Origin of the sequence: Pseudomonas cuatrocienegasensis, from assembly GCF_900110925.1 — a bacterium.
GTDB classification, from domain to species: Bacteria; Pseudomonadota; Gammaproteobacteria; order Pseudomonadales; family Pseudomonadaceae; genus Aquipseudomonas; species Aquipseudomonas cuatrocienegasensis.
Map to the genome: position 1 here is coordinate 1 of NZ_FOFP01000023.1, position 23,618 is coordinate 23,618.

Here is a 23,618-nt window from a genome sequence, read left to right on the forward strand (position 1 = left end):
TTTGGCGGCTACAAAAAGTCCGGGGTCGGGCGTGAGACCCACAAGATGATGCTCGACCACTATCAGCAGACCAAGAATCTGCTGATCAGCTACGATATCAACCCGCTGGGCTTCTTCTGATCAGGCTGTATACCCGCGGCGTGCCGTGCTCCAGGCCGCCGCTCTCGGCTGCGAACGCCACCTGCGGGTGAGATTTGCCGGCGGTTCTGCAAGGCCGCAGTGGGCGGCAGCACATGGGTTTCGCGACGCGGCTTCGGCCGCGTTTTTTATTCACCCGCCTGTCTGCCCAAGAAGCCCACGCACGCTAGGAGCGGCTTTAGCCGCGAATGCTTATGGAGGCGTCGGCGCGCTGCCGGCATAACGGCGGTAGCGCATCGGCGGCATGCCGAACCAACGCAGGCAGGCCTTGTGGAAGCTGCTCGGCTCGCGAAAACCCAGGGTTGCAGCGATGTATTTGAGTGGCCTGGCGGTGTGGCACAGCAGGCCGTGGGCGGCCTTGAGGCGTGCTTCATCCTGCAATGCACTGTAGGTGAGCTGTTCGCGCTCCAGGCCGTTCTGCAGGCTGCGCGGGCTGATCGCCAACAGTCGGGCGGTGCTGTCCAGGCTGCAGGGAAAGCCCAGGGCGAGCTGTTCGGCCAGGGTGCGCCGTGTCCGGGCAGCGAGGGAGCCGTTCAGCGCTTCCTGAACACAGGTCCGCAGGTATTCCTGGTGCTGGGCGTGCAGTATCGGGTTTGCCGTGGGCAGGGCCAGGCGATTGATGTCGAGGCTGAAGGTCATGCTGTTATGCGGTGCGGCAAACACCAGGTTGCTGCCGAACAGCGCTTGCAGTTGGCGGGTGTCCGCCGGCCGTGGGTAGCTGAACGCCACTTCCAGCGGCATGACTTTCTTATACGGCCACAGCCAGTGGATCAGCCCCAGGATGAGGGCGTGGCCCATATCGAGGAAGGTACGCGGTGCGTTGCCTCCGCTCGTCATGGTCTCGATGCCGAGCAGGCGCACGTACGTATCGGTTTGTTCCAACAGCAGTTGCGAGCCATTGGTGACGAGCACATGGTGATCGACCATGCACTGCAGCGCTGCGCCCAGGGTTGGGCTGGACAGCACGGCATAGCATTGCGCCCCGAGGGTGCTGGGGTGTGCGTGGGCATAAGCGCTTAGGCCAATATCCGGGTTTTGTGCCAGTGCCGTGGCGTGATCCAGCAGTGGGTAGACGCTCGCCAGCCTGACGGGACTGCCCTCGGCCAGGGCGCTGAGCAGCCCCTCGTCAGCCTTGCTCAGCAGTGCCTGCAGGTTAATACCCTGGTTTAACAGGGCTTGGGTCATGAGTTGCAGGCAGGCGGGCGACAGTGTGTACATGGCGACTCTGGGTGATGGCGGGGGCGAGAATGGTAAGGGCAGGCCTGGGAACTCGCCTATTGCCGGTTTGCCAGCGCTGCCCCGCAGTACGTCGGGACCGCTAACTGGGGTCTGAGGACACTTCTCAAGCGCTGGCTTCGCCCCTAGGCTTCGCCTTTACGTTATGTCCGCCTCGGTGCTGTATTTCGGCCACTGCTCTTTTGTTGATGGCGCTGCTTCTATCTCTTTGCAGCCCTGGTGTCGCGACACGAATCAAATGTCGGTCAATCTCAGGTCACGTTGGAGGGGCCGGGCGGCGCTCCGCTTTAGCCGCGACTGCTGTAGCGCATTCAAGATATATCGCGAATAAAGGCTAGGCGCCCCCTTCGCTCCTACAGAGCGCGACAGATGACCTGTGTTGCGACACTAGGGTCTGTTGCCGTTTCGTCGCAAGCCACGAACGAAATGGCAACAGACCCCAGCAGTGTGCCCCTCAAGGATGTTCCCCCATGCTGACCAATTTCCGTCATCCCTCTGCCGACGAGTGCGTTGAGCACAAGCGCATTCGCTTTTTTTACGCCGAACTGCAGCGCGGTCAGTTTCTTTTGCACTACCAGCCCGTGGTTTCCACACAGGCCTTGCAGCCGCTCTACGGCGAAGGCCTGTTGCGCTATTGCAACAGCGTATTGGGCTTCAACCCGTTCAGCCTGCTGGAGGACTACGGGGTGATGCGTCATCTGGACCATTGCGTGGTTCAGCACCTGATCGCAACGCTCCAGGCCAACCCCGACCTGCACCTGGGCTGTAACATCTCTGCTCAGAGTGCGACCTTCGATGAAGGCTGGGAGCGCACCCTGGCAACGCTCGCCGCTGCGCCGCAACTGGCCGCCCGCTTGATCATCGAGATTACCGAGAGCACGGCGTTCTCCAATATCGCCCATGCGGTGGACTTTGTGCGACGCCTGCAGGGCGTTGGTTGTCGGGTGGCGGTCGACGATTTCGGTTCAGGCTTTGGCACCCTGGAGTTCATCCAGAAATGCCAGCCGGACATCATCAAGGTCGACCAGGGTTATGTGCGCCGTGCCCGTGACCAGGCGTTGTCGGAGAAAACCCTGGAGCACCTGGTCGGGCTCTGTCGCACCCTGGCGCCGGTAGTGGTGGTCGAGGGGATCGAAACCATTGGCGACCATGCACTGGTGCTCAGGGCCGGCGGTGAATGGGGGCAGGGCTATCTCTTCGGTCACCCCAGCGCGACCCCCGATGGGCTGGCGGACAACCTACCGATTGCCGGTTAGCGACGCCCGGCAACGCCACGCTGAAATCTTCACCGAACCTTTTCCATCGACTGTGCCCCAAGTAAGAGGGGATAGCCGGTGCCCGTAGGGTAAGCGGTGCGCACCAGCAACCCGCTGTTTATTGCACGGGTGCGCATCGCTAACCCACCGGCATTGGTGCGTCCGCTACAGCCTGCGGTTGGCGATTCGCTGACTGACAGGCCTGTCACGCGTTACCGACCAATGCCAGCCCGGTTTACTCCCAAAGTACCATTTGGCCAACTGCCTGGCGGGGGCTTAATGGAGTTGCCGGCATGTGCCGGCGTCGATAAAAAGAGGACTGTGCCATGTGGACGAAACCTGCGTTTACCGACCTGCGTATTGGTTTTGAAGTGACCATGTACTTCGCCAATCGTTGAGCCGTTTTGCCCCGGCATTGCCGGGGCATCCCACTTGGCATCCCCGTCGGACGGGCCTATGTACATTAAGATTCTCGGCTCCGCCGCTGGCGGTGGCTTCCCCCAATGGAACTGCAATTGCCGCAACTGCCGTGGCCTGCGCGATGGCAGCGTACGGGCAGAGCCGCGCACGCAGTCGTCGATTGCCCTCAGTGACAACGGCCAGGACTGGATTCTGTGCAACGCCTCGCCGGACATCCGTGTGCAGATCGAAGCCTTTCCCGCCCTCAATCCGGCGCGGCACCTGCGCGACAGCGCGATCGCCGGGATCATCCTGCTCGACAGCCAGATCGATCACACCACCGGTTTGCTGACCTTGCGCGAGGGCTGCCCGCATCAGGTCTGGTGCAGCGAGATGGTGCACCAGGACCTGACTAGTGGCTTTCCCCTGTTCACTATGCTCAGCCACTGGAATGGTGGTCTGCAGCACAAACGGATTGACCTGGATGGCGAGGCCTTCAGCATCCCCGGCTGCGCGAACCTGGCGATCACCGCGATCCCTCTGCGCAGCAGCGCACCGCCGTATTCGCCGCACCGTGGCAACCCGCACCCAGGCGACAACATCGGCCTGTTCGTCGAGGATCGCCGCAGCGGCGCTACGCTGTTCTACGCGCCTGGCCTGGGGCAAGTCGATGAGCCGCTGCTGGCCTGGATGCGCCGCGCCGACTGCCTGCTGGTCGATGGCACGCTATGGCGCGATGACGAAATGCGCGTGTGCGAGGTCGGCGACAAGCTCGGCAGCGAGATGGGCCACCTGTGCCAGAGCGGCCCCGGCGGCATGATCGAGGTGCTCGATGGCCTGCCGTCTGCACGCAAGGTCCTTATCCATATCAACAACACCAACCCGATCCTGGATGCCGACTCTGCCGAGCGCGCCGAACTGACGGCGCACGGTATCGAGGTCGCGTTCGATGGCATGCACATCGTTTTGTAGGGTGCGCCGTGCGCACCGGGAGTCCTGATGAGCCAACCCGCCATGAGCCCTGCCGAGTTCGAGCAGGCGCTACGCGCCAAGGGCGCGCTGTATCACATCCACCACCCGTTCCATCGCGCCATGTACGAAGGGCGCGCCAGCCGTGAGCAGATCCAGGGCTGGGTGGCCAACCGCTTCTATTATCAGGTGAACATTCCGCTCAAGGATGCCGCGATCCTGGCCAACTGCCCGGACCGCGACACTCGCCGTGAGTGGGTCCAGCGCATCCTCGATCACGATGGTGCGCCGGGCGAGGCGGGCGGTATCGAGGCCTGGCTGCGCCTGGGCGAGGCCGTGGGTCTGGGGCGTGAGCAGATTTTGTCCCAGGAGCTGGTGCTACCGGGGGTGCGGTTCGCCGTCGATGCCTACGTCAACTTCGCCCGCCGCGCCAGCTGGCAGGAGGCGGCCAGCAGCTCGCTGACCGAACTCTTTGCTCCGCAGATCCACCAGTCGCGGCTCGACGCCTGGCCGCAGCATTACCCCTGGATCGATGCCGGCGGCTACGACTATTTCCGCACTCGCCTGAGCCAGGCGCGACGCGACGTGGAGCATGGCCTGCGCATTACCCTCGAACATTACCGCAGCCGCGAAGCCCAGGAGCGCATGCTGCAGATCCTGCAGTTCAAGCTCGATGTGCTGTGGAGCATGCTCGATGCCATGAGCATGGCCTATGAACTGCAGCGCCCGCCGTATCACACGGTGACGGCCGAGCGTGTCTGGCATCGAGGGATCGCGCTGTGAGGTCTAGGCCATTGGTGCGTACGGCGCACCCTACGGCAGCATCCCGCATAGGGTGCGCCGTGCGCACCATGAGGAAACCTAAACCATGACAACCGCCATTCTGCCCAAGGTGCCCGTCATCCGCCGCGGTTTCCGCCTGCAATTCGAGCCGGTGCAGAACTGCCATGTGCTGCTCTACCCGGAAGGCATGATCAAGCTCAACGACAGCGCCAGCGAGATTTTTCAGCAGATCGACGGTAGCCGTAGCGTCGGCCAGATCATCGTTGCACTGCGTGAGCGCTTTCCCGATGCGCCCGGTATCGACGAAGACATTCTTGCCTTTATGGAGGTCGCCAGTGCTCAGTTCTGGATCGAGCTTCGCTAAGCCGGGCCACGAAGCGGGGCCGCCGTTGTGGTTATTGGCGGAGCTGACTTATCGATGTCCGCTGCAGTGCCCGTACTGCTCCAACCCCCTGGATTTCGCCCAGCAAGGCGCCGAGCTGAGCACCGCCGAGTGGATCGAGGTGTTCCGTCAGGCCCGTGGGCTGGGCGCGGCGCAGCTGGGCTTTTCCGGTGGCGAGCCGCTGGTGCGCCAGGACCTGGCCGAGCTGATCAAGGCCGCTCGCGATCTGGGTTACTACACCAACCTGATCACCTCCGGCATTGGCCTCACCGAAGCGCGCATCGCCGAGTTTGCCGAAGCCGGCCTGGACCATATTCAGATCAGCTTCCAGGCTGCCGACGAGGAGGTGAACAACCTGCTCGCCGGCTCGAAGAAGGCTTTCGCCCACAAGCTGGCCATGGCCCGGGCGGTCAAGGCCCACGGCTACCCGATGGTGCTCAACTTCGTCACCCACCGGCACAACATCGACAATATCGAACGGATCATCGAGCTGTGCCTGGAGCTGGAGGCCGACTTCGTCGAGCTCGCCACCTGCCAGTTCTACGGTTGGGCCGAACTCAACCGTGCCGGCCTGCTGCCGACCCGCGCCCAGCTTGAGCGGGCTGAGCGCATCACCCACCAGTGGCGCGACAAGCTGGCCGCCGAGAATAACCCGTGCAAGCTGATCTTCGTCACCCCTGACTACTACGAGGAGCGCCCCAAGGCCTGCATGAATGGCTGGGGCAATCTGTTTCTTGACATCACCCCCGACGGCACCGCACTGCCGTGCCACAGCGCGCGGCAGTTGCCGGTGCAGTTTCCCAATGTGCGTGAGCACAGCATCGAGCATATCTGGCGGCATTCCTTCGGTTTCAACCGCTTTCGCGGTGATGACTGGATGCCCGAGCCGTGCCGCAGCTGCGACGAGAAGCACAAGGACCTCGGCGGCTGTCGCTGCCAGGCCTTTATGCTCACCGGCGATGCCAGTAATGCCGACCCGGTATGCAGCAAGTCGGCGCACCATGGCGTGATTCTCGCCGCCCGCCAGCAAGCCGATGAAGCGCCGCTGGGCCTGGGCGACCTGCAGTACCGCAACGACAAGGCCTCGCGAATCATATGCAAAGCGTAGGGTGCGCCGACCCCGAGCTGATCTGGAGCGCCGAGCAGGCCGCCGCGGCCAGTGCCGACTTCGCCGAGCTGCACGCGGCCCATGGCGGCGTGCTCTGGGTGGCGTTCGACCCGCAGCAGGCGCGCTGTGGGTTGTTCTTCTGGCGTGACGGTGTCGTGAGCGAACTCACGCCATCAGGATTCTCCGTACGCAACCGGGTTTATGAATACGGTGGCGGTGCCTGCTGTGCCACCGATCAGGGCGTGGCCTTTGTCAATGAAGGTGATCAGCAGATCTATCGCATCGACATCGACGCAGACGGCGGTGCGCACAGCGCACCCTACCAGCTTAGCGATTCGCCTCACTGCCGGTATGGCGATCTGTCCTTCGTGCCCGCCTGGCAGGCGCTACTGGCCGTTGAGGAAAGCCACGAGGCCGGTTCGGTGGTGCACCGTCTGGTGCGCATTGGCCTTAATGGCAAGCGCGACGTCCTGGTCGAGGGCGCTGATTTCTATGCTGCGCCTGTGGCCGATGCTGACGGCCAGCGCCTGGTCTGGATCGAGTGGGATCGCCCCAGCCAACCCTGGGTCGCCACGCGCCTGTGTCAGCGCGAGTCGGGCCAGCGCAGCCGGGTGCTGGCCGGGCAGGCGGGCGAACAATCCCTGCAGCAGCCGCGTTTCGACCCGCACAACCGCTTGTGGGTATTGAGCGACAAGGCCGGTTGGTGGCAGCCCGCGTGCGTCGATGATGACACCCAGGCGTGCGGTGCTCCCTACGATCACGCGCCGGCGCCCTGGCAGCTGGGCGGTCGAACCTATCTGCCGCTGGGAGACCAGTTGCTGCTGAGCCGCTTCAAACAGGGTGTCGGCGTACTGCTGGACGTAGGGTGTTGCGGGGCCGCCCAGGCCGTGCGCACCGACTCTCTGGCGGCCGAAGCCATTGGTGCGCACAACCTAGGCGGCCCCGCGTCACCCTACGCAGAGAGGCGGTTGGCCGAAGGGTTTACGCGTTTGCGCAGCCTGGCTGCCGATAGCGAATATTTCTACTGCATCGCGGCTGCGCCGGATCGCCTGCCTGCAGTGCTGGCGATCAGCAGGGACGATGGGCTGGTCAGCATACTGGCTGGCGGTGAACAGCCCTTGTCCGAGCAGCATCTGTCGCGCCCCGAGCCCTTGAGCTGTGAGGTGGGCGAGGGGGAGCGCTGCCACGGTTTTTTCTACGCCCCGGTTTCAGCTCAAGCACGTCCGCCGCTGGTGATCTTTCTGCACGGTGGGCCGACCTCGGCCTGTTACCCGGTGTTCGACCCGCGTATTGCCTTCTGGACCCTGCGCGGCTACGCCGTGCTTGACCTCAACTACCGCGGCAGCAGCGGCTATGGCCGTGCCTATCGCCTGCGGTTGGCCGGGCAGTGGGGCGCGCTGGAGGTGGCGGACATTGGCGCTGCCATCGATACGCTTGCAGCCAGCCAGCGCATCGATCCGCAGCGGGTGTTTGTCCGCGGGGCGAGTGCCGGTGGCTTCAGCGCACTGCGGGCGTTGGCCGAGCTGCCGCAATTGCGCGGTGGCGCCAGTCTCTATGGGGTCAGTGACCCGCTGGCGCTGCGCCGGCTGACCCATAAGTTCGAGGCGGATTATCTGGATTGGCTGATCGGTGACCCCGAGCGCGATGCCGAGCGCTACCAGCACCGCAGCCCCGTGCTGCAGGCCGAACGGATCACAGTGCCGGTGATTTTCTTCCAGGGCGCGCTGGATGCCGTGGTCGTGCCGAGCCAGACCGAAGCCATGGTCGAGGCATTACGCCAGCGCGGTGTGCCGGTCGCCTATCACCTGTTCGCCGACGAGCGCCACGGCTTCCGCCAGGCCGCGAACCTGGCTGCGGCCCTGAACGCCGAGCTGGCGTTCTATCGGCAATGCCTGGGGTAAGCCTGTGGCCATTTCCCAGTGCTGGGTTGCACGGCAACGATGCTTTTGTAGGCGCCGCGCCCCGCGGCGAATGCCGTGGACAACGCTGATGTAGCGCAAAGGCTGCAATCGATTCGCCCCGGGGCGGGGCTTCTACGGGTGTTCGGTGGTTTATCCCGATGCAATAGGGACATGGCCAGGCCCGCAAGCCCTGTTCGCCCTTGGTGCAATTGCATTAGGGCGCCGATGCAGTACGCTGGCGACATTCGATAACAACAAGAAACAGGCGCTTCCATGAGCCAAGCCTTGAGCCAACTGCGCAAGTTCGTCTCGCCCGAAATCATCTTTGGTGCCGGCTGCCGGCATAACGTCGCCAACTACGCCAGCACCTTCGGCGCACGCAAGGTGCTGGTGGTCTCGGATCCTGGTGTCGCCGCTGCCGGTTGGCTAGGTGATGTCGAGCGTAGCCTGCAGGGGCAGGGCATCGACTACTGCGTCTACACCCAGGTTTCGCCCAACCCACGGGTCGAGGAGGTGATGCTCGGCGCCGAGATCTACCGAGCCAACAACTGCAACGTGATCGTCGCCATCGGCGGCGGCAGCCCGATGGACTGCGCCAAGGGCATCGGCATCGTGGTTGCCCACGGCCGCAATATTCTCGAGTTCGAGGGCGTCGACACCATCCGCGTGCCCAGCCCGCCGCTGATCCTGATCCCCACCACGGCCGGCACCTCGGCGGATGTCTCGCAGTTCGTGATCATCTCCAACCAGCAGGAGCGGATGAAGTTCTCCATCGTCAGCAAGGCGGTCGTGCCGGATGTCTCGCTGATCGACCCGGAAACCACCCTGAGCATGGACCCTTTCCTGTCTGCCTGTACCGGCATCGATGCGCTGGTGCATGCCATCGAGGCCTTCGTCTCCACCGGCAGCGGCCCGCTGACCGATACCCATGCACTGGAAGCGATGCGCCTGATCAACGGCAATCTGGTGCAGATGATTGCCAACCCCCACGACATTGTCCTGCGCGAGAAGATCATGCTCGGCAGCATGCAGGCCGGCCTGGCGTTCTCCAATGCCATTCTCGGTGCCGTACATGCCATGAGCCACAGCCTGGGCGGCTTTCTCGACCTGCCCCACGGCATGTGCAACGCCGCACTGGTCGAGCATGTGGTGGCCTTTAACTACAACGCAGCCCCCGAGCGCTTTCGTCATGTGGCCGAGACCCTGGGCATCGACGTGCGCGGCCTCAACCACCTGCAGGTGCGCCAGCGCCTGGTCGACCACCTGGTGACCTTCAAGCAGGCCGTCGGCTTCCACGAAACCCTCAAGCTGCATGGCGTGTCGATGAGTGATATTCCGTTCCTCTCGGCCCACGCCATGGAAGACCCGTGCATCCTGACCAATCCGCGTGAGTCCAGTCAGCGCGATGTCGAGGTTGTCTATGCCGAGGCCCTCTGACGCCGGCGCCAGCCAGCGCGAAGCGCTGAACAATCTGCTCGGGCTGGGCAGCCACTCGGCGCGCAAGAGCCATTACCCGGAACTGCTGGCGCGCCTGGAGGAGCTGGAAACCGAGCGTAACCGCTACAAGTGGCTGTTCGAGCACGCCGTGCATGGCATCTTCCAGGCCAGCGTGCGCGAAGGTTTGCTCGCCGCCAACCCGGCCCTGGCGCGCATGCTCGGCTACGAGGACCCGCGCGAGGTGCTCTGGTCGCTTACCGATCTGGCCCGTGATCTGGTGGTCGGTGGCGAGGCCGAGCTGCAACATATCCGCAGTGCCCTGCGCGATGGGCCGGGGCTGTTTGCCTATGAAACGCGTTTGCGGCGCAAGGATGGGCGGATCATCGAGGTGATGATGAACCTGCTGCTCAAGCCCGATCAGGAGGGCGTGTTCGAGGGGTTCGTCGCCGATATCACCGAGCGCAAACAGGCCCAGCAGCGTCTGGTGCTGCTCAATGAGGAACTTGAGGCACGGGTCAGTGCGCGCACCGCCGAACTGCAGGAGGTCAATGCCAACCTGCAGCGGCAGATCGTCGAGCGCGCCCGCATCGAGCAGGCGCTGCGCGAGGCGCGTGATGCCGCCGAAGAGGCCAACCGCAGCAAGGACAAGTACCTGGCGGCAGCCAGCCACGACTTGCTGCAGCCGCTGAATGCCGCTCGCCTGCTGATCTCCACCCTGCGCGAACGGGCGTTACCGACGGCGGAGCAAACCCTGGTCGAGCGCAGCCACCAGGCCCTGGAGGGTGCCGAAGACCTGCTCACCGACTTGCTCGACATCGCTCGCCTGGACCAGGCGGCGATCAAACCGGATGTGGATGTCTACACCCTGGACGAGCTGCTGGCGCCGCTGGCCTCGGAGTTTCAGCCGGTCGCCGAGGCCGCCGGCCTGGGCTTGCGCGTCCGCCTGGGGCCCTATGCGCTGCGCACGGACTTTCGCCTGCTGACCCGTATCCTGCGCAATTTCCTCAGCAACGCCTGCCGCTACACCGAACAGGGCGGCGTGCTGCTCGGTGCGCGCAAACGCGGCGACAGCCTGGAGCTGCAGGTCTGGGACACTGGGCGCGGCATTGCCCAGCACCAGATGGGCGATATCTTTCTGGAGTTCAATCAGTTGGATATTGGCCATTCGACCGCGCGCAAGGGCGTGGGGCTGGGCCTGGCCATCGTCGATCGGATCGCGCGGATCCTCGGCTATCCGCTCAGCGTGCGCTCGCAGCCGGGGCGCGGTTCGCTGTTCAGCATCCGCGTGCCGCTGGCCTGCGAGCCCGGTACGCGCCCGGTCATCCGAGCCTTGCCCGCAGCGCCAGTAGGCGACCCCTTACCCGGCCGCCGGGTGCTGGTGCTGGATAACGAACCGAGCATCCTGCACAGCATGGCGGCGCTGCTCGAGCAGTGGGGCTGCGAGGTGGTCTGCGCGCCCGACCAGGCCACCGCGCTGCAGGCGCTACAGGGACGTGCGCCCGATGTGATCCTCGCCGACTTCCACCTTGAGCATGGTGTGCATGGTTGTGAGGTGGTGGCTTATCTGCGCGAGCATTTCGCCGTGCGCGTCCCGGCGGTGATGATCACCGCCGACCGCAGTGACAGCTGCCGCGGTGAATTGCAGCGTATGGGCATGCCGCTGCTGAACAAGCCGGTCAAGCCGGGCAAGCTGCGCGCCGTGCTTAGTCAGATGCTGGTCGAGACTTAGTGGGGCCGGGCGGCGCTCCGCTCCGCTTTAGCCGCGATGCTTTCAGCGCTTTCAAGATCTATCGCGAATAAATTCGCTCCTACAGCGCCTACAGAAAGCGACAGATGACTCGTGTTGCGACGCTAGAGGGCGTCACAGCACTGGCCTATGGCTATGTTTTTGTTGAACCCGGGGCCCTGTGCAGCGGTCTAGGTGAGGTCAATCAGGAGAACCTCACCATGCAAAAACAATCGATGTTCCGCCGTCTCGCTGCCATGCTCGCGGTATTCCACGTACTGATGGTCGTTCAGGTGCCGATGGCCAATGCGGCGATGGTTGGCACCGCCGAAGTGATCAACGCCCAGCAGGAGCAGGTCGATCGCCAGCAACTGCTGAGCATGCTCGATGACCAGGGCGTGCAGGACAAACTGCAGGCCATGGGGGTTGAGCGTGATCAGATCGAAACCCGCATCAACAGCCTGACCAACGCCGAACTGGCACAGTTCAACCAACAGCTGTCCGAAGCACCGGCTGGTGCCGGGGTGTTGGGCGTGATCGTGTTGTTCTTGGTTATCTTCATCATCACCGATATGCTCTGCGCGACTAATGTCTTCAGTTTCGTGAAATGCATAAATCGTTGATCGACCTGCGTTACCTGCCATTGCTGTTCGCTGTACTGCTGACCGCCTGCGCGAAGTCTCCGGTGTTGCCACCGGAGACTTCGCGTTTGCCTGAGCGGGTCGAGCTGAGCAGCGTGCCTTTCTTCCCCCAGAGTGCGTACCAGTGCGGCCCGGCGGCGCTGTCGACCATGCTCAATCAGCGCGGTGTGGTCACCAGCCCTGGGTTGCTCAAGGACCAGGTATTTATACCGGGTCGTGAGGGCAGCCTGCAGGTCGAGATGGTCGCTGCGGCGCGCAGCCACGACATGCTGGTATACCCGCTGCAGCCGAAGCTCGAAGCCGTGCTGGAGCAGGTCGCTGCCGGCAATCCGGTGCTGGTGCTGCAGAACCTGGCGCTGGACTGGTACCCCATGTGGCATTTCGCCGTGGTGGTCGGTTATGACCAGCGCGAACGCACGCTGATTCTGCGCTCGGGCACGACCCGTCGCGAAGTCACTGCGTTCTCGACCTTCGACCGCACCTGGGCGCGGGGCAAGCGTTGGGCCGTGCTGACCCTGCCGACCGATACCCTGCCCGCTGCAGCGGATGCGCAGACTTGGCTCAAGGCTGCCAGTGATCTTGAGGAAACCGGGCGCGTCGATGCCGCGTTGCGGGCTTACCGCACTGCGGTCAAGCAGTGGCCAGGCAATGCCACGGCCTGGTTCGCCCTGGGCAATCGCCAATACGCCGCGGGTGACAAACAAGCGGCCGAAGCCTCGCTGGGAAAAAGCGTGGCAGCGCAGCCGGATTTTGCCTCGGGCTGGTTCAACTATGCGCAGGTGCTCGATGAGCGCGGCTGCGCGGTTGCCGCTGCCCAGGCGCAACGCTGCGCCCAGGCGCTGGCCCCGCAAGACAGCCGTTTTGCCAAGGCGGCTGCAGGGCAGGGTAACGCTCAGTGCACCTTGGCAGCTCGTTGCCCAGTGCAGTAAGCGCCGCCCTAGTATGAAAAACGGCGCCATTGGGCGCCGTTTTTCATGAAGATACCCTCGTTTTGTGTGGGCTTAACGCTGGAGCCGTAGGGTGCGCCGTGCGCACCGGCGCAGGCTGCAGACTCTTGGTGTGCGCGGCGCACCCTACTCGTTCGTCTCCATGCAACACTCAATTGCGACTAGAAACCGAGCTTGTCGCGCAAGCTGTAGTACCAGGCGCCCATTGCGCTGAATGGCACTTGCAGCAGGCGTCCGCCCGGGAAGGGGTAGTGCGGCAGGTTGGCGAACGCGTCGAAACGCTCGGCCTGCCCACGCAGGGCTTCGCCGAGGATTTTGCCGGCCAGGTGGGTGTAGGTCACGCCGTGGCCGCTGCAACCTTGCGAGTAGTAGATGTTGTCGCCCAGGCGGCCGACCTGGGGCAGGCGCGACAGCGTCAGCAGGAAGTTGCCGGTCCAGGCGTAATCGATTTTCACGTCCTTGAGCTGGGGGAAGGCCCTGAGCATCTTCGGTCGGATGATCGCCTCGATGTTCGCCGGGTCCCGGGCGCCATAGACCACACCACCGCCGAAGATCAGGCGCTTGTCGCCGGAAAGCCGGTAGTAGTCGAGCAGGTAGTTACAGTCTTCGACGCAGTAGTCCTGCGGCAGCAGGGTGTTGGCCAGCGCCTCGGACAGCGGCTCGGTGGTGATTACCTGAGTCCCACAGGGCATGGATTTGGCTGCCAGCTCAGGCACCAGGTTGCCCAGGTAGGCGTTGCCGGCAATCACCACGAACTTGGCTTTGACCCGACCGTTGGGTGTGTGTACGACCGGGTTAGCGCCGCGCTCGATGCGCACCGCCGGCGATTGTTCGTAAATCACCCCACCGAGGGACTCGACCGCTGCCGCCTCACCCAGGGCCAGGTTGAGCGGGTGGATATGCCCGCCGCTCATGTCCAGCATGCCGCCGACATAGCTGTCGCTGGCGACCACTTCGCGGATGCGCGCGGCATCCATCAGTTCCAGCTGGGTATGGCCATAGCGTTCCCAGAGTTTTTTCTGCGCTTCCAGGTGCTTGAGGTGCTTGGAGGTGTTGGCGGCGAAGACGCCACCATCCTTGAGGTCGCACTGGATGTTATAGGTAGCAATGCGCTCACGGATGATCCGCCCACCCTCGAAGGCCATATCGCCGAGCAACTTGGCCTGCTGCGCGCCAACGCTGCGTTCGATCACATCGATGTCGCGGCTGTAGCTGTTGACGATTTGCCCGCCATTGCGCCCGGATGCGCCAAAGCCGACCTTGGCTGCTTCGACCAGGGTGACCTTGAAGCCATTTTCCAGCAGCGAAATAGCCGTCGACAGGCCAGTATAGCCCGCGCCGACGATGCACACATCGGTCTCCACTTCGCCGGCCAGGGGCGGGCGCTCAGGTGCGGGGTTAGCGGACGCGGCGTAATAGGACTGTGGGTATGCGGTGTGCGCCATTTTGCAACCTCTGTTCTTTATTTTTTACGATTGCCCGGATGCTACCCGAGTTGAAAATGCCCGGCTAGTGCCGCATGCAAAAACCACAGGGCTTGCGGCGGACATAAAAATTTCCGTTATTCAGGCAGTTAGCTGCAAAAAAGAGGTTGACTCTTTTTTATCTCCCCGTAAAATGCGCACCCATCGAAGGCACATAGCTCAGTTGGTTAGAGCACCACCTTGACATGGTGGGGGTCGTTGGTTCGAATCCAATTGTGCCTACCAAATCGAAAGCCGCTGTTCGCGGCACGCAAAAGGGCAACCCGCAAGGGTTGCCCTTTTTCTTTGCCGATGTCCCAAAATCGTGTTGCATCCCGTGCAAGCTATTACGCAGCACCAGGGTGAACGACGCGAACACGCGTAGGAGCGCCGCCTCGGGGCGAAGCGATTGCAGCCATTCAGCTATTTCGGCGTTGTCCATGGCATTCGCCGCGGGGCGCGGCTCCCACAAAAGCATCGTCGCCGTGCAACAGGGTACTGGGACAGAGCCTTTTCTTTGGCCCTAGCTGTCCTGCAGGTCTTTCAGGGCATCGAGCCACTCGCGTGGCACGTCGCGTTTGAGCGCCAGTTGGCATTGCTGGCTTTCGGGATCGAAAACGATCACCGCTTCATTTTTATCCAGGGCGCGGCGCACGCGCAGCACGCGGGTTTCCAGCGGGGTTTCGTCGCCATTGTCGGTGCCCTCGCGGGTGACGAAGTCTTCGATCAGGCGGGTGAGGGTGTCGGCTTCGAGCAGGTGGGCGGGAATCAGCACGGGGTCGGTCTCCAGAACGCAGCGGCGATGCTAACGCCTGTGCCGCGTGCTGGCCAGGTGTCCTTTAGAGGCTATCGCTGTCCTTGAGGTAGTGCTCAAGCAACTGATACAGACGGGCGCTGTCCAGCGGTTTGCCGAGGAAGTCATCCATGCCGGCGGCGAGGCCGTGCTGGCGGTGCTCGTCGAGGATGTGTGCGGTCAGGGCGACGATAGGGATCGCCGGCCAGCCGTGCTGGCGTTCCAGGCGGCGTATCTGCCGAGTGGCTTCGAAACCGTCCATTTCCGGCATTTCACAGTCCATCAGCACCAGGTGATAGGCGTTCGGCTGGCGCTGGTATTCGGCCACGGCATCGACGCCGTTGACCACCAGGCGCACGCCATAACCACGCTTCTTCAGAAAGCCCTGCACCACCAGCTGATTCACCGCATTGTCTTCGGCGACCAGGATGCACGGGGCGGCGTTGCCGTCGCTGCGGATTTCCCGCGGCGGGTTGGGTTGAAGCACAGGATGGTCCTCGTAGAGTTCGCCCAGCGCATCGCGTAGCGCGGTCACCGGCACCGGTTGCGCCAGGCTCACCAGGCGCAGGTCGGGATGGGCGTGGGATTGCTGGCAGTGTTCCGGCGGGCACAGCAGTAATATCCGCTGCCCAGGTTCAAGCCGCGGGCGCAAGGTATCGAGCCACTGCGCGACACTGCCCGGCCAGGGCGCCATCAGCACCAGCAGCGGCGGGGTGGCGTAATCGGCCAGGTAGTCGAGCAGGCGCTCCGGGGTTTGGCAGCGTTCGGTGTGCATGCCCCAACGGCCGAACAGGCGGCTGAGGGCATCCAGGCCAAGCCCGTCGAGGGAGGTGAGCAGGGCCGTGCGACCTTTGAGCAGGGTATTGAGCGGGTCGATGGGTGTATCGCTGTCGTCCAGCGGCAGGTCGAAGGCGAAGCGCGTGCCTTGGCCGGGCGTGCTCTGCACCTCGATATGCCCGCCCATCATTTCCACCAGCTCCTTGCTGATGGCCAGGCCCAGACCGCTGCCGCCGTAGCGCCGGGTGGTGCTGGAGTCCCCCTGGGCGAATGACTCGAACAGCTGCTCCAGACCTTCATCGCTGATGCCGATGCCGCTGTCGCTGACGGCGAACACCAGGCGCGCGTTGCCTTGTGCATCGTTACGCCGGCAGACATTGATCACCACGTGGCCTTCGGCGGTGAACTTCAGGCTGTTGCTGAGCAGGTTCATCAGGACCTGCTTGAGGCGTGTCGGGTCACCCTGCATGCGCTGCGGCACGCCGTTTTCCAGGCTCACATAGAGACGCAGGCGCTTGTCCAGAGCCTGGCCGGTGAACAGGCTGAGGGCTTCGGAGATAAGGGCTTCGAGGTCGAATTCGATATGTTCGAGCTGCAGCTTGCCGGACTCGATGCGGGCGTAGTCGAGGATGTCGTTGATCACTGCGATCAGCGAGCTGCCGGAGCTGGAGATGGTGTCGACGTAGAACCGCTGGCTGCGGTCCAGCGGCGTTTCCCTGAGCAGTTGCAGCATGCCCAGCACGCCATTGAGTGGGGTGCGGATCTCGTGGCTCATCTTGGCCAAAAAGCGGCTCTTGGCCTGGTTCTCGATCTCTGCCTGCTCCGCCGCGCGGCGTGACTGAAAGCCTTCTTCCTTGAGCAGGTTGATGCGGTCGGCCAGGCCGATGGACAGGGTGATCAGCTCGACGGTCACCCCCACTTTGACCACCGCAGCGCCATACAGGCCAAACAGCTCGATACCCAGGGAGCCGAAGGTGGCGATCATGAACGAGCCGAGCAGAATGCCCCAGGCGATGATGTAGTAGGAGCCGTAGCGCAGGCCCTGGCGCCAGACGTAGGCGCCGGCCAGCAACAGCAGGCTGGAGACCGCCAGCACCGTAAGGCTGGCGAGAATGTTCCAGGTCTGCAGGCCCACCAGCGGTAAGGAAATCAGGCAGGCGACGGTCGCCAGCATAAATACCCGCAAGGCCATGTCCAAGCGCGGGAAATACTGGCGGGTATGGAGAAAATGGCGGCTGAACTGGGTGGCGCTGAGGCAGTGCAGGTACATCAGGATGTAGATGCTGATCGACTGCAGGCCGAGGTGATCGGGCAGCAGTTTGAACAGCATGCCGTCGAAGCTGGCGGCGAACAGGCCGATGTTGAAGTTGTACACCAGGTACCAGAAGTACGCGGGTTCGCGCAGTGAGATGAACAGGAACAGGTTGTAGCAGAACATCGCGAACAGCACGCCGTAGAAGGCGCCGTTGATGCCCATGAGGTTTTCCTGCACCTCGGCGCTGGCCTTGTAGCTGCTGAAGTACAGCGGCACGAACAGCGTACTGGTGCTTTCCACGCGGATCAGCAGGGTGCTTTCGCCGGGCGCCAGGCTCAGTGGGAACCAGAAGTTACGCACCTGCACCGGGCGCTGGGAGAAGGCATAGCGGTCGCCGCTTTCCTGCATCTGCCACTGGCCATCGCGACCTTGCTGGTAGATTTGCAGGTGATCGAGCAGGGGGTAATTGACTTCCAGGTAGCCGGCCAGCGCGTCTTGCAGACGATTGTCCAGGTGCACCTTGAACCACCAGGTCGAGCTGTTTTTACCCAGGTTGGCATGGTTGGCATGGACGGCGGTGAATTGCGAATCCGGCACTGCGGCGACCTGCTCAATGGTCAGGCGCCCTTCGCGGTCTTCCAGATACCCCATCGCAGGCCCCAGGGCCAGGCGGGTGTCGCTGTTGTCCAGCACTGCAGGCGTAAGCGCCCAGGCTGGGCCGCTCAGCCAGATCAGTAGCACAGCCGCCCACAGATGCCGCATCCCTGAACCCCTTTTCTCGCCGCGCACTGCTTGTGCGTGCCAGCAGACGCGGCGGTAGCGCGAGGGGGCGTTCCCCGGGTTGCGCTACCTGCTAGCTCAGCATCTGCTTTATTGCCGCTACTGTGCCCGGATGGCGAAAGGCCTTCAAGTCTCCTGATCGCGACGGCCGAGCAGGCTTTCCACAGTCGGGACACGGGTCTCGCTTTCCATCTGCGCATCGTGCTCGATCTGGTGGCTAAAACGTTCCAGCGAGCCGGTCTCCGGTTTGGCGTCGCTGGCGAATACCGGCGGGCTGAGCAGGTAAGCGCCGAGCAGGCGGCTGAGTGCAGCCAGGCTGTCGATATGGGTGCGCTCGTAGCCGTGGGTGGCATCGCAGCCGAAGGCGATCAGTGCGGTGCGGATGTCGTGGCCGGCAGTGACGGCCGACTGCGCGTCGCTGTGGTAGTAGCGAAACAGGTCACGGCGTACCGGAATCTCGTTTTCCCCAGCCAGGCGCAGCAATTGGCGCGACAGGTGATAGTCGTAGGGGCCGCCGGAGTCGTGCATGGCCACACTCACCGTGTGCTCGGTGGAACGCTGGCCGGGGGCGACCGGGGCGATGTCGATGCCGACGAATTCGCTGACGTCCCAGGGCAGGGCGGCGGCGGCGCCGGAGCCGACCTCTTCGGTGATGGTGAACAGCGGGTGGCAGTCGATGGGCGGTTCTTCGCCGCTGTCGACCACGGCCTTGAGTGCGGCGAGCAAGGCGGCGACGCCGGCCTTGTCGTCGAGGTGGCGCGCGCTGATATGGCCACTCTCAGTGAACTCGGGCAGGGGGTCGAAGGCGACGAAATCCCCCACCGAGATGCCCAGCATCTCGCTGTCGGCACGGCTGGCGGTTAGGGCGTCGAGGCGCAGCTCGACATGGTCCCAGGTCACCGGCAGCTCATCCACCGCGGTGTTGAACGCATGCCCGGAAGCCATCAAGGGCAGAACGCTGCCGCGTTGCACGCTGTGGTCGCTGAACACGCTGACGCGGCTGCCTTCGGCGAAGCGGCTGGACCAGCAGCCGATGGGGGTCAGGCTCAGGCGGCCGTTGTCCTGAATCTCGCGGACCATGGCGCCAATGGTGTCCAGGTGCGCCGAGACTGCGCGGTCGGGGCTGGCGCGGCGGCCCTTGAGGGTGGCGCGAATGGTGCCACGGCGGGTCATTTCAAAGGGAATGCCCAGTTCTTCCAGGCGTTCGGCGACGTAGCGCACGATGGTATCGGTGAACCCCGTCGGGCTGGGAATGGCGAGCATTTCCAGCAGCACTTTCTTCAGGTAGTCGAGATCGGGTTCGGGTAGCGAGGTCATGAAGTCTCCTGGCAGGTCGAGAAACAGGGGCGCTCAAGGCCCCTGGTTGATTTCCTGGCTAAGCGGGAACAGCAGGTCGATAAAGCGTTCGGCGGTGGGCTGCGGCTCGTGGTTGGCCAGGCCGGCGCGTTCGTTGGCTTCGATAAACACGTGCTCGGGCTGGTCGGCGGCCGGCACCAACAGGTCCAGGCCGACCACGGGAATGTCCAGGGCGCGGGCCGCTTTGATGGCGGCGTCGGCGAGCACGGGATGGAGGATCGCGGTGACGTCTTCCAGGCAACCGCCGGTGTGCAGGTTGGCGGTCTTGCGCACGGCCAGGCGCGTGCCGGCGGGCAGCACGCTGTCGTAATCGACGCCCGCGGCGTGCAGGGTGCGCAGGGTTTCGGCGTCCTTGGGGATGCGGCTTTCGCCGTCGGTGGCGGCCTGGCGGCGGCGGCTCTGGGCGTCGATCAGGTCGCCGATGCTGTGGCGTCCGTCGCCGACCACTTCGGCCGGCCGACGGATTGCCGCGGCCACCACTTCATAGCCGATCACCAGAATGCGCAGGTCGTAGCCCTCGTGGAAGCTTTCCAGCAGCACACGGTTGTCGAAGGGCTGGGCGCGCTCGATAGCGGCCTGGACTTCGGCAGGCGTGCTCAGGTCCACGGAAACGCCTTGGCCCTGTTCGCCGTCCACCGGCTTGACCACCACGCGCTGGTGTTCGGCGAGAAAGGCCGCGTTCTCTTCGGCATTACCGGCCAGGCGCTGCGCCGGCAGGCTGAGGCCGGCGCGGGCGAGGGTGCGGTGGGTCAGGCGTTTGTCCTGGCACAGGGTCATGCTCACCGCGCTGGTCAGGTCGCAGAGCGATTCACGGCAGCGAATACGCCGCCCACCATGGTTGAGGGTGAATAACCCCGCCTCGGCGTCGTCGACTTGCACCTCAATGCCCCGGCGCCGCGCTTCATCGACGATGATCCGTGCGTAGGGGTTGAGCTCGGCGCCTGGGCCGGGGCCGAGAAACAGGTTTTCGTTGATGCCGTTCTTGCGCTTGACCATAAAGGTCTGCAGCTCACGAAAACCCAGCTTGGCGTAGAGCCCCTTGGCCTGGTGGTTGTCGTGCAGCACCGACAGGTCGAGGTAGCTCAGGCCGCGGCTCATAAAGTGTTCGATCAGGTGGCGTACCAGCACCTCGCCCACGCCAGGGCGCGAGCAGCGTGGGTCGACGGCCAGGCACCAGAGGCTGCTGCCGTTTTCCGGGTCCTGGTAGGCCTTGTGGTGGTTGAGGCCCATAACGCTGCCGATCACCGCGCCGCTGTCTTCGTCCTCGGCCAGCCAGTACACCGGGCCGCCTTCGTGGCGTGGGGTGAGGCGCGCCGGGTCGATGGGCAGCATGCCGCGCATCTGGTACAGGGTGTTGATGGCCTGCCAGTCCTGCTCGTTCTGCGCGCGGCGAATGCGGTAGCCGCGAAACACCCGTTGGGCCGGGCGGTAATCGCTGAACCACAGGCGCAGGGTGTCGGAGGGATCGAGGAACAGTTGCTGCGGCGCCTGGGCCAGCACCAGCTGCGGCGCGGCCACGTACAGGGCGATGTCGCGCTCGCCGGGACGCTCGGTGAGAAGCTGGCGGGCCAGCTCGGCGGCATCGGGAAAGGTATGCCCGATCAGCAGCCGGCCCCAGCCACAATGCACCACGCGCGGTGGTCGCGTATCGGCGCCGCCTTCCTCGGCGAAACGCGCCTGCAGGCGCTCGTAGGAGGGTGCTTGGCCGCGTAGCAGGCGTTGATTGAAGGCAGAGGATCGCATGTCAAAAGGCTTCCTTGGTAACCGTATGGCCCGGAGTATTTCGGGTCGGGGTTATTCACCTGACCATCCTGGGCCGGCGCCGTTACAGTTTTTTTGTCGCCTGTAACGGGCCGGATGGTGAGGGTTCAGAGGCCGTGTTCGCTCAGCCACAGATTCAACGCCGCCAACTGCCACAGCTTGGAGCCGCGCAGTGGCGTGAGCTGGCCATGGGGGTTGCTCAGCAGCTTGTCGAGCATGGCCGGGTTGAACAGGCCACGGTCCTGGCTGGGGTCGACCAGCAGGTCGCGCACCCAGCCCAGGGTCGCGCCTTCCAGATGCTTGAGGCCCGGCACCGGGAAGTAACCCTTCTTGCGGTCGATCACCTCGGCCGGAATGACCTTGCGCGCGGCTTCCTTGAGCACGTACTTGCCGCCCTCGGGCAGTTTGAAACGTGCCGGAACACGCGCCGAGAGTTCGGCCAGGCGGTAATCGAGGAATGGCGTGCGCGCTTCCAGCCCCCAGGCCATGGTCATGTTGTCCACCCGTTTGACCGGGTCGTCGACCAGCATGATGGTGCTGTCCAGGCGCAGGGCTTTGTCCACCGCCGCGTCAGCGCCGGGCATGGCGAAGTGCTCGCGGACGAAGTCACCCGCTGCGTCACCGGTCAGCCAGGCGGGCATGACGCAGGCCTTGTACTCGTCGTAGTCGCGGTCGAAGAACGCCTGGCGATACGCCGTAAAGGCGTCATCGGCGCCATCGACCTGCGGGTACCAGTGGTAGCCGGCAAACAGCTCATCGGCGCCCTGGCCGCTCTGCACCACCTTGCAGTGCTTGGCCACTTCCCGCGAGAGCAGGTAGAAGGCGATGCAGTCGTGGCTGACCATCGGCTCGCTCATGGCGCGGAAGGCCGCGGGCAACTGATCGAGAATTTCGTGCTCGCCAATGCGCAACTGATGGTGGCGGGTGGCGAAGCGCTCGGCGATCAGGTCCGAATACTGGAACTCGTCGCCACGCTCGCCGCCGGCATCCTGAAAACCGATGCTGAAGGTCAGCAGGTTTTCCACCCCGGCTTCGCGCAGCAGGCCGACCAGCAGGCTGGAATCCACGCCGCCGGAGAGCAGCACGCCGACATCCACGGCGGCGCGCTGACGGATCGACACTGCCTCACGCATGCCGTCGAGTACGCGGTCGCGCCAGTCCTCAAAACTGTAATTCGCTTCATCGCCCTGGGGGCCGTAGGGCAGCGTCCACCAGGTGCGTTGCTCGCGGCTGCCGTCGGTGCCAATACGCAGCCAGGTGGCCGGGGGCAGTTTTTCCACGCCCGCCAGCAGGGTACGCGGCGCAGGCACCACGGCATGGAAGTTGAGGTAATGATTGAGCGCGATGGGGTCCAGGGTCTTGCCGATATCACCACCTTTGAGCAGCGCCGGCAGGCTGGAGGCGAAGCGCAGGCGCTCGGCGGTTTGTGACAGGTACAACGGCTTGACGCCGAGACGGTCGCGGGCAATGAACAGCTGCTGGTTGTCGCGCTCCCAGACGGCGAAGGCGAACATGCCGTTGAGCTTGGGCAGCAAGTCGGCGCCCCAGGCGTGGTAGCCCTTGAGCAGCACTTCGGTGTCACCGCCGGAGAAGAAGCGGTAGCCCAGGGCTTCCAGCTCGTCGCGCAGTTCCGGGTAGTTGTAGATGGCGCCGTTGAACACCATCGACAGGCCCAGGTCGCTGTCGATCATCGGCTGGCCGGAGGCTTCGGCCAGGTCCATGATTTTCAGTCGGCGATGGCCGAGGGCAACCGGGCCCTGGCTGTGAAAGCCGTGAGCATCGGGGCCGCGAGGGGCCAGGTGGTGGGTAATGCGCTCGACGGCCGCAAGGTCCGCAGGGCGTCGATCAAAACGTAATTCTCCAGCTATTCCGCACATAGTTCCTTACCGGTATTGCCGTTGGGGAGTGTCCGGCCGTTGCCGAACCTTTTACACCAAAACAAAATAATGGTTTCATGTCAAAGTTTTGTTCGGTCTATAAGAGACGTTATGAGCGAAAAAATAGTTCCAGCTGAAATTTATGCGGCGGATGCCAGCCCGTTTGAAATGCCCTTGTTTCAGGCCCTGCGACGCTTGCAGCAAGACGGCGAGGTGCATGCCAAGCGCCTGAGCCGCTTCGGCGGCCTGACGCCCATGCAATTGATGATTTTGCAGGTGCTGGCCGGCGAGACGCGGATGACCGCCAGCGCGCTTAGCGGCCGGGTCAGCCTGACGGCGGCGACTCTGTCAGGGATGCTCGACCGCCTGGAAGAGCTGGGCCTGTTGCAACGCCAGCGTGACGATCAGGACCGCCGCCGCCAGTGGCTGCTGCTCAGCGACGCCGGCCATGCGCTGATGCAGCAGTCGCCAACGTTGCTGCCACCGGGCTTTCGCCGGCGCTTCGATGCCTTGAGCGAGTGGGAGCGCCACGCCCTGACCGCCGCGCTGTTACGCGCGGCTGAGTTGTGTGGCGATGCTGAGGGTTAAGGTGTTGGGACTCGGTGCGCACGGCGCACCCTACGGGTGGGCCGG

At 63.9% G+C, this 23,618-nt stretch carries 20 protein-coding genes and 1 tRNA gene; 14 read left to right on the forward strand and 7 right to left on the reverse strand.

What is annotated here, in order from left to right; translation table 11 throughout:
- A partial coding sequence (locus tag BMW49_RS25230; RefSeq protein ID WP_244168394.1) for a hypothetical protein occupies positions 1 to 120 on the forward strand: 120 nt, incomplete at its 5' end.
- Positions 121 to 330: 210 nt separating this feature from the next.
- On the opposite strand, the gene BMW49_RS21955 is transcribed toward BMW49_RS25230, so the two are convergent.
- The gene (locus tag BMW49_RS21955) at positions 331 to 1,356 is read right to left on the reverse strand and encodes an AraC family transcriptional regulator (protein WP_069521987.1); all 1,026 of its coding nucleotides are present in this window, start codon (positions 1,354 to 1,356) and stop codon (positions 331 to 333) included.
- Positions 1,357 to 1,844: 488 nt separating this feature from the next.
- Between BMW49_RS21955 and BMW49_RS21960 the strand changes: the two genes are divergently transcribed.
- From BMW49_RS21960 to BMW49_RS22010, 11 genes are all read left to right on the forward strand, one after another.
- Positions 1,845 to 2,630 carry an EAL domain-containing protein gene (locus BMW49_RS21960; RefSeq protein ID WP_069521989.1) on the forward strand — a complete coding sequence of 262 codons (786 nt, stop codon included), beginning with the start codon at positions 1,845 to 1,847 and terminating at the stop codon, positions 2,628 to 2,630.
- 326 nt (positions 2,631 to 2,956) lie between these two features.
- Positions 2,957 to 3,028 carry a pyrroloquinoline quinone precursor peptide PqqA gene (gene pqqA, locus BMW49_RS21965; protein ID WP_003253598.1) on the forward strand — a complete coding sequence of 24 codons (72 nt, stop codon included), beginning with the start codon at positions 2,957 to 2,959 and terminating at the stop codon, positions 3,026 to 3,028.
- A 58-nt stretch (positions 3,029 to 3,086) separates the two neighbouring features.
- Complete coding sequence (gene pqqB, locus BMW49_RS21970; RefSeq protein WP_069521991.1) at positions 3,087 to 4,001, forward strand: pyrroloquinoline quinone biosynthesis protein PqqB; 915 nt, start codon at positions 3,087 to 3,089, stop codon at positions 3,999 to 4,001.
- A 27-nt stretch (positions 4,002 to 4,028) separates the two neighbouring features.
- Positions 4,029 to 4,781, forward strand: coding sequence for a pyrroloquinoline-quinone synthase PqqC (pqqC, locus tag BMW49_RS21975; protein WP_069521992.1), 753 nt, complete (start codon positions 4,029 to 4,031; stop codon positions 4,779 to 4,781).
- Between the two features lie 85 nt (positions 4,782 to 4,866).
- Positions 4,867 to 5,145 carry a pyrroloquinoline quinone biosynthesis peptide chaperone PqqD gene (gene pqqD, locus BMW49_RS21980; protein WP_069521995.1) on the forward strand — a complete coding sequence of 93 codons (279 nt, stop codon included), beginning with the start codon at positions 4,867 to 4,869 and terminating at the stop codon, positions 5,143 to 5,145.
- Positions 5,117 to 6,271, forward strand: coding sequence for a pyrroloquinoline quinone biosynthesis protein PqqE (pqqE, locus tag BMW49_RS21985; RefSeq protein ID WP_069521996.1), 1,155 nt, complete (start codon positions 5,117 to 5,119; stop codon positions 6,269 to 6,271). Before pqqD ends, pqqE begins: the two co-directional genes overlap by 29 nt.
- Positions 6,259 to 8,172, forward strand: a complete 1,914-nt coding sequence (locus BMW49_RS21990) for an alpha/beta hydrolase family protein (protein WP_069521998.1) — start codon at positions 6,259 to 6,261, stop codon at positions 8,170 to 8,172. The genes pqqE and BMW49_RS21990 overlap by 13 nt, the downstream gene beginning before the upstream one ends.
- Positions 8,173 to 8,445: 273 nt before the next feature.
- Positions 8,446 to 9,609, forward strand: coding sequence for an alcohol dehydrogenase-like regulatory protein ErcA (gene ercA / locus BMW49_RS21995; RefSeq protein ID WP_069522000.1), 1,164 nt, complete (start codon positions 8,446 to 8,448; stop codon positions 9,607 to 9,609).
- Positions 9,593 to 11,338, forward strand: coding sequence for a PAS domain-containing hybrid sensor histidine kinase/response regulator (locus tag BMW49_RS22000; protein ID WP_069522002.1), 1,746 nt, complete (start codon positions 9,593 to 9,595; stop codon positions 11,336 to 11,338). The genes ercA and BMW49_RS22000 overlap by 17 nt, the downstream gene beginning before the upstream one ends.
- A gap of 218 nt (positions 11,339 to 11,556) precedes the next feature.
- Entirely contained in the window at positions 11,557 to 11,958 is a 402-nt protein-coding gene (locus BMW49_RS22005) for a PA2779 family protein (RefSeq protein ID WP_069522004.1), read from the forward strand.
- Positions 11,943 to 12,905: a PA2778 family cysteine peptidase gene (locus BMW49_RS22010; RefSeq protein WP_069522005.1), complete on the forward strand. Its 963-nt coding sequence runs from the start codon at positions 11,943 to 11,945 to the stop codon at positions 12,903 to 12,905. Before BMW49_RS22005 ends, BMW49_RS22010 begins: the two co-directional genes overlap by 16 nt.
- 179 nt (positions 12,906 to 13,084) lie before the next feature.
- Here the strand turns inward: BMW49_RS22010 and BMW49_RS22015 are convergent, their stop codons facing one another.
- Positions 13,085 to 14,368, reverse strand: coding sequence for an NAD(P)/FAD-dependent oxidoreductase (locus BMW49_RS22015; RefSeq protein WP_069522006.1), 1,284 nt, complete (start codon positions 14,366 to 14,368; stop codon positions 13,085 to 13,087).
- Between the two features lie 187 nt (positions 14,369 to 14,555).
- Between BMW49_RS22015 and BMW49_RS22020 the strand changes: the two genes are divergently transcribed.
- Positions 14,556 to 14,632 (forward strand) — tRNA-Val (locus BMW49_RS22020).
- A gap of 277 nt (positions 14,633 to 14,909) precedes the next feature.
- On the opposite strand, the gene BMW49_RS22025 is transcribed toward BMW49_RS22020, so the two are convergent.
- From BMW49_RS22025 to BMW49_RS22045, 5 genes are all read right to left on the reverse strand, one after another.
- On the reverse strand, positions 14,910 to 15,161 hold the full coding sequence (locus BMW49_RS22025) for a YheU family protein (RefSeq protein WP_069522007.1): 252 nt from the start codon (positions 15,159 to 15,161) through the stop codon (positions 14,910 to 14,912).
- A 64-nt stretch (positions 15,162 to 15,225) separates the two neighbouring features.
- Positions 15,226 to 17,973: a hybrid sensor histidine kinase/response regulator gene (locus tag BMW49_RS22030; RefSeq protein WP_069522008.1), complete on the reverse strand. Its 2,748-nt coding sequence runs from the start codon at positions 17,971 to 17,973 to the stop codon at positions 15,226 to 15,228.
- A gap of 144 nt (positions 17,974 to 18,117) precedes the next feature.
- Positions 18,118 to 19,308, reverse strand: a complete 1,191-nt coding sequence (locus BMW49_RS22035) for an osmoprotectant NAGGN system M42 family peptidase (RefSeq protein WP_069522009.1) — start codon at positions 19,306 to 19,308, stop codon at positions 18,118 to 18,120.
- 33 nt (positions 19,309 to 19,341) lie between these two features.
- The gene (gene ngg, locus BMW49_RS22040) at positions 19,342 to 21,090 is read right to left on the reverse strand and encodes an N-acetylglutaminylglutamine synthetase (RefSeq protein ID WP_069522010.1); all 1,749 of its coding nucleotides are present in this window, start codon (positions 21,088 to 21,090) and stop codon (positions 19,342 to 19,344) included.
- Between the two features lie 125 nt (positions 21,091 to 21,215).
- The gene (locus tag BMW49_RS22045) at positions 21,216 to 22,985 is read right to left on the reverse strand and encodes an N-acetylglutaminylglutamine amidotransferase (protein WP_069522011.1); all 1,770 of its coding nucleotides are present in this window, start codon (positions 22,983 to 22,985) and stop codon (positions 21,216 to 21,218) included.
- A 111-nt stretch (positions 22,986 to 23,096) separates the two neighbouring features.
- Here BMW49_RS22045 and BMW49_RS22050 point away from each other — a divergent pair, with 111 nt between their 5' ends.
- On the forward strand, positions 23,097 to 23,573 hold the full coding sequence (locus tag BMW49_RS22050) for a MarR family winged helix-turn-helix transcriptional regulator (protein WP_069522012.1): 477 nt from the start codon (positions 23,097 to 23,099) through the stop codon (positions 23,571 to 23,573).
- Positions 23,574 to 23,618 lie beyond the last annotated feature (45 nt).